Source organism: Streptomyces sp. NPDC029041, assembly GCF_040637515.1.
In the GTDB taxonomy this organism is placed as follows: domain Bacteria; phylum Actinomycetota; class Actinomycetes; order Streptomycetales; family Streptomycetaceae; genus Streptomyces.
Genome location: NZ_JBEZWO010000008.1, coordinates 252,499 through 262,870 on the forward strand (window position 1 = coordinate 252,499; position 10,372 = coordinate 262,870).

The following is a 10,372-nucleotide window of genomic DNA, read 5'->3' on the forward strand; positions in this document are numbered from 1 at the left end:
ACCGAGCTCAACGGCGTACGAGCTTCTCGAAGAAGAACTCGTGCTTGAGGAACGACGTCGCGTGCTCCGCCCCCGGATACGGCGGAATGAGCGGGGACGCCTGAAAGAGCCGCCAGCCGTCCTCCAGGGCGTCGACCCCCGACTTGTACGGGGGTTCGTCGCTGTCGCCGGTCGTCGGGCGGCTGGCGCCCGTGCCGTCGTAGCGGGCCCAGCCGACGACCCGGGAATCGAGGGCCGAGTTGTCGAGGTAGAGGACGAGAACCTGCTGCCGGGTGGTGGTCATACGGTGCTCCTCTGTGCGGCGGGCGTGGTGTACGTGCCCGGCCGGTTGGCGATGCGGGTGGCCCAGTGCTCGATGTCGAAGCCGGGGTCGGCGGACAGCGAGCGCCACAGCAGGACCCGGTTGTGGATCTCCAGCCGGCCGGTGGCCTGCTCGTACCAGGGGAAGAAACGCCCCAGTTCCTCGCGCACCGCCGGCGAGTCCAGGTCCCGCGTGTCCCACAGCCGCACCTGCGGCACGGTCGGGTTGAAGCGGATCTTGTACATGTGGCGCACGATGTCGCTGTCGTTGCGCCGGCCGCCGTGCCAGATGCCGTGGTGCATCAGGAGCACGGTCCCGGCCGGGCACGTCAGCCGGGTCTGGCCGAGCAGGTTCTGGTAGCGGCCGGTGTCGGATTCGTTGATGCGCCGCAGATGGCTGCCCGGGACGACGAGTGTGCCGCCCATGTCGGCGGTCACCTCCTGCGGGTAGTACATGAGCTGCACGTCGAACGCGTCGGGCCGCACATCGATGAGCGCGTCGGCGTGCACCGCCTGCGCACTGCCCTCCCGGGGCATGCGGGTGTGGACGTAGTGGTGGTCGACGTCAGGATCCGGCCCCACCAGGCTCTCCAGCGCCCCCGCCACCACGGGCAGTCCGAGGAGGCGGCGGGTGAAGGAACCCTCGGGGAAGGCCGCCGGCACCGGAGTGCCGTAGGGCACGGCGGGCAGCGTCCCGGCGGCGAAGAGCCCGAGCGCCTCCTCGTTCATCTCCCGGGGCACGACGCCGTCGAGGCGCAGGAATCCGTGGGCCGTGAACCGCGCCACCTCGACGGAGCTCAACAGCTGTGTGGTGGTTGACATGACGCAACCGTAGAAGCGCGTGCCCCAGCAGTCGTGGGCCGTAATCGGCAACCACTGGTAATTTTTCACCATGCCGACCTTCGTGGAACTCCCCCTCGACCTGCCGCCCGATCTGGTGCACGCGGGCGTGGGCGTGCACGGCTCGGCCGGCCCGCACGAGGTCTTCCGCCTCCCGCACCTGTGGCAGCTCCACCTCTACGGCTACTCCGGAACCCTGGAGTTCGACGACGCGCGGCACCCGATCCGCCCCGGCCACCTCAGCCTCGTACCGCCCGGCACCGAGGTGCGCTTCCACTACGACGCCCCGCGCTGCGAGCATCTGTACGCCCACTTCCGGCTGCCGGGAGACGGGGAGCGGCGCCGCCTGCCGGCGATGCAGGACGCCGGCACCGAGGCGGCGGCGCTGAGCGCCCTGCTGCGCCAGACGATCGCGGCGAGTGCCCAGTCCCCGGTCCGGGCCGCCGCGGAACTGTGGACGGTGCTGTGGCGCACGACCGGCCTGGCCGAGGCGGCCGCATCGCCCTCCGACGCCCGGCACCCCGCGCTGCGGGCGGCCATGGCCCACATCGAGGAGCACCTGGCCGACCCGCTGAGCGTTCCGGGGATCGCCCGGGCCGCGGGGGTGTCGCACACGCACCTGACCCGGCTGTTCCGCGAGGACACCGGGCACACGGTCGTCGGCTGGGTCCGGCGCCGCCGCATGGAGCGCGCCCGTCACCTGCTCATCGCGTCGACGCTGGCGATCCCGGCCGTCGCGGCGACCGTCGGCATCCCCGACCTCCAGGCCTTCAACAAGACCTGCCGCAAGGAACTCGGCGCGTCGCCGCGGGCCGTGCGGCGGTCGGCCGGCGCGTGAACGGCAGCGGCCCGTCACCGGGATGCCGGCCGTCACCCTCAGAACTGCCGCGCGATCGACGAAGGTTGGCGTGCGCTAGGATTCTTTACCGAGCCATTACGCTCGGTTGAGCGGGGCCGCGCACAGTCGCTCGGCCGCTCGGTACGACGACACAGTGGCCGCCCGCTACCAGGGCCGGCGTGAGGGGGCGTGACATGGGGCGAGTGGTGCCCGTCCGCGTCCACAACGCCGCCCGTGACGGCGTCCCTGATACCGGCCGCGCCGCATAGCGGTCCCCCTCGCCTGACGCGTGACGTGTGACGTCTGCGCGTGACGCCTGCCTCCGGCGCCGAACTCGCGGCGTGACGCGGCCTGTCACGCGTACCCCCGGCCGATGACGGCCGGAGCGCGGCGGACCGCCGGCGCCGCACACCGCGTGGCCCGGACCCGTCGCCCGGCGCGCGAGGTCACGCTCCCTCTTCCGCTCCCCGCTCACCGAGCCCTACCCCCGGGCGCTCACGCCCCCTGGCACAGACGCCGCAGACCGGATCAACGGAGGTCAGACGCCCGTGCACGACACCACCGCCATGCTCATCGAACTCGGGGCGATCATCCTCGCCCTGGGGCTCCTGGGACGCCTCGCCGGACGGGTGGGCTTCTCCCCGATACCCCTGTACCTGCTGGCCGGGCTCGCCTTCGGCCAGGGCGGCATCCTGCCGCTGCGGGCCAGTGAGGAGTTCGTCGCCACCGGCGCCGAGATAGGCGTCATCCTCCTGCTGCTCCTGCTGGGCCTGGAGTACAGCGCCTCCGAACTCGTCACCACGCTGAAGACCCAATACCCCTCCGGGGCCGTCGACTTCGTCCTCAACGCCGTGCCCGGGGCCGCGATGGCGTTCCTGCTCGGCTGGGGGCCGGTGGCCGCCGTCGCCCTGGCCGGTGTCACCTGGATCTCCTCGTCCGGGGTCATCGCCAAGGTGCTGGGCGACCTGCGCCGCCTCGGCAACCGGGAGACACCGGTCGTCCTCGGCGTGCTGGTCCTGGAGGACCTGGCCATGGCGGTCTACCTGCCGATCCTCACCGCCCTGCTGGCCGGGGCGGGCCTCGCGGGCGGCGCCGTCACGCTGCTGATCTCGCTGGGCACGGTGGGCGCCGTCCTCTACGTGGCGTTGCGGCACGGCCGCCTGGTCAGCCGCGCGGTGTCCTCGGACAGCGCCGAGATGCTGTTGCTGGCCGTCCTCGGGCTGACGCTCCTGGTCGCCGGGCTCGCGCAGCAGCTGCACGTCTCCGCCGCCGTCGGCGCGTTCCTGGTCGGCATCGCCCTGTCCGGCGAGGTCGCCGAGGGCGCCAGCAGCCTCCTCACGCCGCTGCGGGACCTGTTCGCCGCGGTGTTCTTCGTCTTCTTCGGGCTGCACACCGACCCCGCCGCCATTCCGCCCGTGCTGCTGCCCGCACTCGCCCTGGCCGTCGTCACGACCCTGACGAAGATCGCCACCGGCTGGTGGGCCGCCCGCCGTGCCGGTATCTCGCCCCGGGGCCGCTGGCGTGCGGGCGGCACCCTGGTCGCCCGCGGCGAGTTCTCCATCGTCATCGCCGGACTCGCCGTCGGCGCCGAACCCCGGGTCGGCCCCCTGGCCACCGCCTACGTCCTGATCCTGGTCGTCCTCGGCCCGCTCGCCGCCCGCTGGACCGAGCCCCTCGCCCGCCGCGTCGTCCGCCGCCCGGCCCACCGGGCACCGGCCGCCGGACCGGTCGCCGAGACGCCCAAGGCGACCGCGGCGGCCCGCCCTTGAGCGGGGAGCGGCTGTCCGGATCGGCTGTTCTCCGGAGGGCGGCCGGCTGGCACCCTGACGAGCACCCCGGGAGCCGGCCGCGGCAACCAGGGGAGAATTCCGTCCAGGAGGACCGGAAGGAAGCACCGGCATGATCGAGTGGAAGCCCCTGGGCACCGGAGCCAGGCCCGTACCCCAGCCCGTGGCCACACCGCTGGTCTGGGCGGGGGCCGGGGCCGGCGCACTGACGCTGGTGGCGCTCCTCAACACCGCGGTGGGGCCGGACCGGCCCGGACTGGCCCTGCTCGCGCTGTCGCTGCTGGCCGCCCTGCTGGGCCTGTGCGCACGTTTCACCGCCGCTCCCGGCACGGCCGTGCTGTGCTGGCTGTTCCTCAACGGCTTCGCCATACCGCCCGCCGGCGTCCTCACCTGGGCCGGTCACCGCGACACCACCTGGCTGGCCTGCCTGTTCACCGCCGCCCTCATCGGCACGGGCCTGGCCCGCCTCGTCCACGCCCGCGCCGCCTACCGCCGCCTGGTCCCCGGCCGTGCCCACCCCGACTCCACGGCGGGCGACGGATCGTACGAATCCTGACCGCCTTCACTTCTCTCCGGTGCGTCACCAGTTGCAGGGGTGATGTCCCGGCGAGTGGTGCGTCGCAAAGTGCCTGTACATACGGGACTATGACTACCGCGCGCTGCGCGTCACCCCTTTGACAGGTGACGATCCGCATGTCACAGTCAGTCGACGCAACCAGTCCGTGCACGTACACCACGGAGGCCCATGTGATCGGCAGGCGTAGTTTCGGCAAGGCTCTGGGAGTGGCCGCGGGCGCGGCGGCCGCGGGACCGGCCGGCCCGTGGAGCGCCCCTGCGGCGGCGGCTGCCCCCGCCGCCGGACCCGCCCCCGGCGCGCACCGCGCGTTTCCGCGGATCAAGCAGATCAGGGCCGGAGTCCTGGACGTCGGCTACGCCGAACTGGGTCCGGCCCACGGCCCCGTGGTCATCTGCCTGCACGGCTGGCCGTACGACATCCACAGCTACGTCGACGTCGCCCCGCTGCTCGCCGGGCAGGGGTACCGGGTGATCGTCCCGTACCTGCGCGGCCACGGCACGACGCGGTTCCTGTCCGCCCGGACCGTCCGCAACGCCCAGCAGTCGGCGATCGCCATGGACGTCGTCGCGCTGATGGACGTCCTGAAGATCGGCAAGGCGGTGCTGGCAGGTTTCGACTGGGGCTCACGCACCGCGGACATCGTCGCCGCGCTCCGGCCCGAACGCTGCAAGGCCCTGGTCTCGGTGAGCGGTTACCTCGTCACCAGCCTGGCGGCCAATGAGAAGCCCCTGGCGCCCAAGGCCGAACTCGCCTGGTGGTACCAGTACTACTTCGCGACCGAGCGGGGCCGGCTCGCCCTGGAGGACAAGGCCCTGCGCCACGACCTGGCCCGGCTCGTCTGGGACACGGTCTCCCCGACGTGGGACTTCGACGACGCGACCTTCGAGCGCACCGCGGCGGCCTTCGACAACCCCGACTACGCGGCCGTCGTCATCCACAACTACCGCTGGCGGCTGGGTCTCGCCGACGGGGAGCGCCGCTACGACGCACTGGAGGAGCGGCTCGCCACCCGACCCGTGATCCCGGTCCCCACCGTCACCCTCGACGCCGAGCGGGATCCCTTCACCGCTCCGGGCGACGGCGCCTCGTACCGCGACCGGTTCACCGGCCCCTACGAGCACCGCACGCTGCCCGGCATCGGGCACAACGTGCCCCAAGAGGCGCCCGCGGCCTTCGCGCGGGCCGTCACGGACGCCGACCGCCTCTGAGGCTTGCCGCGCAGTGGGTCACCGGTCAGAATGGTGACGTGAATCTGGACCACGTCTTCGTCTGCGGGAACCCGGCGCTCGACTTCGCCGCCACGCTCCGGGCGCGCCGTTCGGCACGCTTCGAGATGTTCGTGACGCCGGACCGGCTGACCGCGTGGTACGTGGAGTCCGGCCTGGTCGACGCCGTCTCGCCCGGCCGGGAGGCCGACGTCGAGCGGGCGCGGGCCGTAAGGGAAGCGGTCTACCGGCTGGTCACCGCCCGCCGGCTCGGGGAGGAGTACGACGGGGCGGCGCTGACCGTGCTGAACAACGCGGCCCGTACGCCGCCCGCCGTGCCCCAGCTCACCCCGTCGGGGCGCTGGACGCAGGCGACGCCGGACGAGGCCCTCTCCCTGGTGGCGCGGCACGCCGTCGAGCTCCTGAGCGGCCCGGACGTTCCCCTGCTCAAGGAGTGCGGGAACCCGGAGTGCACACGGACCTACATCGACCGCTCGCGGGGCATGCGACGGCAGTGGTGCGGGATGGACTCCTGCGGCAACAAGATCAAGGCCGCCGCGTACCGCGCCCGCAAGAAGACCGGAACGGCCCCCTGACCACGCGGCCCGGCGCCGACCGGTCCGCCGCACGCCCCACGTCGGTCCGGGCGGCCGTCAGCCGCCCACGTACCAGCTGAAGCCGCCGTTGCTGCTGGCCACGGCCAGGAGGACGAGCCACAGGACCACGTCGACGATGCCGAGGATGATGCCGGCCTTCGCCATGCCGGCACCGTTGCGGACCGACGCCTGACGGCGGGCGACCGCACCGAAGACGATGGCCAGCGGGCCGAGGACGATGTTCAGGAAGAACAGGCCGATGATGCCGCAGCACAGGCTCGCGATCGCCAGGCCGTTGGTGCGCGAACCGGAGGACGCGGCAGAGGAACCGCCGTAACTCGCCATGAGAACTCCCAGTTGTCGATGGCGCGGACCGAACGGGCCGCACTCTCCTCACTTCTTCGACTTGTTTTGTTCGAATGCCCCTCTGTGGCGTTCCCATGACAACCAATTCGGCGGAATGTGCCGTCAGTTCTCCCGTACCAGCCCGGCGACGTGCGCGGTGACCGTGTCGAGGATGCCCGTCCAGGCCGAGTCGTCGCCCAGAACCAGGTAGTTGAGCGTCAGTCCGTCGGTCATGGCGGCCAGGTAGCGGGCCACGACCGGCACGGGCACGTGCAGGCGCAGCCCCATGGACTGCCGCACCTGGTCGATGAGTTCGGTGTACGCCTCGGCGTACAGCTCGTACTGACGGCGTGCCAGGTGTTCGAAACCGGGCTGGCGCAGCGCGTACTGCGTGAGCTCGTAGGTGAGCATGTGCTCGTCGGGGTGGGCGCGCACGTGGTCGAAGTACGCCTGGAAACCGGCCCGGACGGTCTCCTCCAGGGTGGCCCTGGGCCGTATGGCCTCCTTCACCACGGTCACGTAGTGCCCGGTGATGGTGGTGATGACGGACTCGATCAGCTGCTGCTTGGAGTCGAAGCAGTAGTGGAAGACGCTCAGCGAGACGCCCGCCTCGGCGGCGATGGCCCGGGTCGTCGTCCTGGGGACGCCGTCCCGGGCCATCGCCCTGATCGCCGCTTCGGTGAGCTGTCGCCGCCGCTCGGCGGACGGCAACCGTGCCATGGAGCCCCTCTCGTGGCCGTCAGCCGCTGTGGACGCCGACCTCACGGAGCGAGTAGCCCCAGCCGGTGCCGCGTTCCAGACCGTGGACGCGGACGTAGCGGGCGGAGGTGCCGGCGAACCGCGCGGTGTCCAGGCCGCCGTCACCGGCGGTGGTGGACCAGGCGGTCCGCCAGGTCGTGCCATCGGTGGACAGCTCGATCCGGTACGACTTCCCGTACGCGCGCTCCCAGTCGAGGGTGACCCGCCCGACGGTCCGCGGGGAGCCGAGGTCGACCTGGAACCACTGGTCGTCGCTCCAGTCGCCGGCCCACCGGGTGCCGCGGTCGCCGTCCACGGCCCGGTGCGGCTTGTAGCTCGTGAACAGGCTCCACTCCGAGGAGCTGGCCGACGCGGCGGCACCGGCCGCGAGGTTGGCCCCCGCCTCGTGGTTCTCGGAGGCCGCCCAGGTGCCGAGGTAGGACTCGGCGCCCCGGAACAGGTCGTCGACGGTGTCCTGGCCGCCGACCCGGCGGATGTCCTCGATCCAGTCCGGGACGAGGCCGTAGTGGGCGGCGCCGTCGGTGTTCAGGTCCCAGGTGCGCTCACCGGTGGTCTGCCGGTCGATGACCGAGCCGCCGTCGACGCTTCGGAACGGGTAGGTGACCTTGTTCGGCGCGTCCGCCCCGCGCGGTCCCGGCCAGCCGCCGACGCCGTTCATGTCGGTGCCGTAGCCGTAGCCCACGCCGTACTTGTCGCGCAGGGCCTCGGTGCGCTCGGCCTCCGCGACGAAGCCCTCGGAGCCGTGCATGTACTGGGCGATGAAGCCGCCCAGGCCGTAGACCCGCTCGGTCCAGTCCATGTCCATCCAGCTGTGCGAGGAGAGCACACCGGGATAGGACTCGGATTCGAAGATGTCGAGCACCCGGCCGGTGGCCTTGACGCTCATGTGGTCGATCTCCAGCATCATGCCGCGCTTCATCATGCCGCGCACGGCGTACTCGCCGAGGTCGGTGAGGCCCCGCACGTTGCACTGCGCGTCGGCGCTGTACGAGGGAACCTCCTCACCCGCCGGGAGCTTCTTCTCGGCCTCGGGCGCCGCCGCGTTGCCGATCGGGTTGTCGTGCTGCGGGCCCTTGCAGGTCTCCGTCTTCCAGTACGTGCCGGTCGACAGGAACTGCCCGACGTTGATGGCCGTCCCGAGCGCGCCCGAGTCGAACCGCACCCCGCACAGGGCGTTGTCGAACTTGTGGCACAGGAACATGCTGCGCACGCCCAGCGCGTGGAGTTCGTCGAGGCCCTTGTCGATGTCCGCCCTGCTGCACTGCGCGATGTCGAGGACCTGCTTGCAGCCGAAGGGCTCGGAGGTCTCCACGCCCATGACGACCGCGAGCTTGCCCTGTTCGATGACCTTGCGGGCCTGCGCGCTGTCGGTGACGACCCGGAACCAGCCCTTGCCGGGCCCGCCGTACATCTTGTCGACGTAGGCCTGCATGTCGTACGTCAGCTTGGCCTGGAGCCGGATGGACGTCATCTCGTCACAGGAACGGTCCTTGAAGAAGTACACGGAGCAGATCACGCCGTTGGTGACGAGGTCGTTGACGAGCACCCGCTGGCCGCCGCGCCAGGCCCGCTCGATCCAGGCGTAGTAGTTCTGCTGGTGGGTCAGCGAGTCGTGGGCGGGCCAGTCCTTGAAGGTGGGCCAGCCGTTCGGGTCGTGCTTGCCGTCGCCGCCGTTGGTGATGAAGTCGAAGATCGCGAGCGAGCCGTCGGGGTAGTGCTCGGGGCAGTCCTTGAGTGCGTCGGCCACGCCCTGCTCGGAGAAGGCCTTTCCGCAGATCAGGCGGCCGCCGAAGGCCTCGTTGGCGAAGATGTGGTCGTGCGCGTCGACGAACCCGCGCACCTCGCCCCTGGCGTTCGTGCCGGTGAAGGGCTCACCCGTGACGTCGATCCGGGAGTCCGGCGCGGGTCGTGCGGTGGGTTCCCACCAGTCGTCGCCGGCCGCCGCACTCGGTGTGGGCCCGAGGGCGATCGACAGCACGAGCAGGAGGAGCGACACCACGGTGACGTTCTCGCGCCTGCGGTACGGGCGTCCGGAACCGGTCACTGCCCACGTCCCTCGGTCGGCGGATCAGCGAGGCCCTCTTGTCATGACCTCGCAAAGCGTGCGACGAGAATCGCCACTCCCGCTGGACGAGTCAAGGGTCCGGGACGCTTGACCTGATGACGGAACCGGCTCACCCGGGGCGGGAAACCGGGTCGAACGGCACCGGACACCTGGCGGCGGCACGACAAACCCCAGGTCGACGGCCTGGGGTGGGAACGGGGAACGGGGAGCGGGGGAGGGCCCGCTCGGCGCTTCGGGCGATCAGCTCGGAGCGGCTTCGGAACCGCCGGACGCCTTCTGTGCCGCACGGCGGTACTCGGCGTTGATGCGCTGGGCTTCCTCGAGCTGGTCCTCGAGGATGACGATGCGGCAGGCGGCCTCGATCGGCGTTCCCCGGTCGACGAGCTCGCGGGCGCGCGCGGCGATCCTCAGCTGGTAGCGGGAGTACCGGCGGTGCCCGCCCTCCGAGCGCAGCGGCGTGATCAGCCGGGCCTCACCGATGGCCCGCAGGAAGCCGGGGGTGGTGCCCAGCATCTCTGCGGCCCGGCCCATGGTGTAGGCCGGGTAGTCGTCGTCGTCCAGACGATCGCTGAGCGGGGTATCTGCTGGCATGTCACCTCGTAGTACAACGCGTCGAGGGGCCCTGGTGCCGTACGGCACCAGGGCCCCGAAGGAAATTCAACACCATCTGTCGGCCCTCATGCGGTGCCGACCTTCTGTTTCCGCTACCCGGCCCGGCTGCGGGAGGGGTGCGGGGATCGCGGCTGCGTGACCGGGGACCACCATCCAATCCGGGGTCTTGCGGTACCCGGACCGAGAGCTCCCCGGGCCGGGCGATCCTGATGGCGTCTGCTCCTCCGTCCTTCCTCGGGTTCGTCTGACCATGTCTACGAGAAGAAGGCTAGCTCCGGTGAGCACCAATGTCTACTCTGACAAAGACAGATTTTGGGAACCGCCGGAAGCAGGCATCTTGTGGCGCCCGGCCGCGTGGCGACACGGCAGCGAGAGGCTGGGCTTGCCGTCGGTGCGGGTGATGGAGTCGGCCGTGGCCTCCTGCTGCTTCACGGTGGCGACGTCGCCG

General features: G+C 71.4%; 11 protein-coding genes. 5 read left to right on the forward strand and 6 right to left on the reverse strand.

Going from position 1 to position 10,372, the window contains the following annotated elements; genetic code table 11:
* Positions 1-7: 7 nt before the first annotated feature.
* On the reverse strand, positions 8-283 hold the full coding sequence (locus AB0F04_RS22425; RefSeq protein WP_362043825.1) for a hypothetical protein: 276 nt from the start codon (positions 281-283) through the stop codon (positions 8-10).
* Positions 280-1,122 (reverse strand): phytanoyl-CoA dioxygenase family protein, encoded by an 843-nt coding sequence (locus AB0F04_RS22430; RefSeq protein ID WP_362043827.1) that lies wholly within the window; start codon positions 1,120-1,122, stop codon positions 280-282. The genes AB0F04_RS22425 and AB0F04_RS22430 overlap by 4 nt, the downstream gene beginning before the upstream one ends.
* 70 nt (positions 1,123-1,192) lie before the next feature.
* Between AB0F04_RS22430 and AB0F04_RS22435 the strand changes: the two genes are divergently transcribed.
* The 5 genes from AB0F04_RS22435 (at position 1,193) to AB0F04_RS22455 (ending at position 6,143) form a co-directional block, all read left to right on the forward strand.
* On the forward strand, positions 1,193-1,978 hold the full coding sequence (locus AB0F04_RS22435; RefSeq protein ID WP_362043829.1) for an AraC family transcriptional regulator: 786 nt from the start codon (positions 1,193-1,195) through the stop codon (positions 1,976-1,978).
* 548 nt (positions 1,979-2,526) lie between these two features.
* Positions 2,527-3,747 (forward strand): cation:proton antiporter, encoded by a 1,221-nt coding sequence (locus tag AB0F04_RS22440; RefSeq protein WP_362043831.1) that lies wholly within the window; start codon positions 2,527-2,529, stop codon positions 3,745-3,747.
* A 130-nt stretch (positions 3,748-3,877) separates the two neighbouring features.
* Positions 3,878-4,321, forward strand: coding sequence for a hypothetical protein (locus AB0F04_RS22445; protein WP_362043833.1), 444 nt, complete (start codon positions 3,878-3,880; stop codon positions 4,319-4,321).
* A gap of 191 nt (positions 4,322-4,512) precedes the next feature.
* On the forward strand, positions 4,513-5,550 hold the full coding sequence (locus AB0F04_RS22450; RefSeq protein WP_362044277.1) for an alpha/beta hydrolase: 1,038 nt from the start codon (positions 4,513-4,515) through the stop codon (positions 5,548-5,550).
* A gap of 38 nt (positions 5,551-5,588) precedes the next feature.
* Positions 5,589-6,143 (forward strand): CGNR zinc finger domain-containing protein, encoded by a 555-nt coding sequence (locus AB0F04_RS22455; protein ID WP_362043835.1) that lies wholly within the window; start codon positions 5,589-5,591, stop codon positions 6,141-6,143.
* Between the two features lie 57 nt (positions 6,144-6,200).
* Here the strand turns inward: AB0F04_RS22455 and AB0F04_RS22460 are convergent, their stop codons facing one another.
* The 4 genes from AB0F04_RS22460 to AB0F04_RS22475 form a co-directional block, all read right to left on the reverse strand.
* Positions 6,201-6,488, reverse strand: coding sequence for a DUF4190 domain-containing protein (locus AB0F04_RS22460; protein WP_362043837.1), 288 nt, complete (start codon positions 6,486-6,488; stop codon positions 6,201-6,203).
* A gap of 123 nt (positions 6,489-6,611) precedes the next feature.
* Positions 6,612-7,208 (reverse strand): TetR/AcrR family transcriptional regulator, encoded by a 597-nt coding sequence (locus AB0F04_RS22465; RefSeq protein WP_362043839.1) that lies wholly within the window; start codon positions 7,206-7,208, stop codon positions 6,612-6,614.
* 19 nt (positions 7,209-7,227) lie between these two features.
* Positions 7,228-9,291 (reverse strand): discoidin domain-containing protein, encoded by a 2,064-nt coding sequence (locus tag AB0F04_RS22470; protein WP_362043841.1) that lies wholly within the window; start codon positions 9,289-9,291, stop codon positions 7,228-7,230.
* 261 nt (positions 9,292-9,552) lie between these two features.
* The gene (locus AB0F04_RS22475) at positions 9,553-9,903 is read right to left on the reverse strand and encodes a MerR family transcriptional regulator (protein WP_362043843.1); all 351 of its coding nucleotides are present in this window, start codon (positions 9,901-9,903) and stop codon (positions 9,553-9,555) included.
* Positions 9,904-10,372 lie beyond the last annotated feature (469 nt).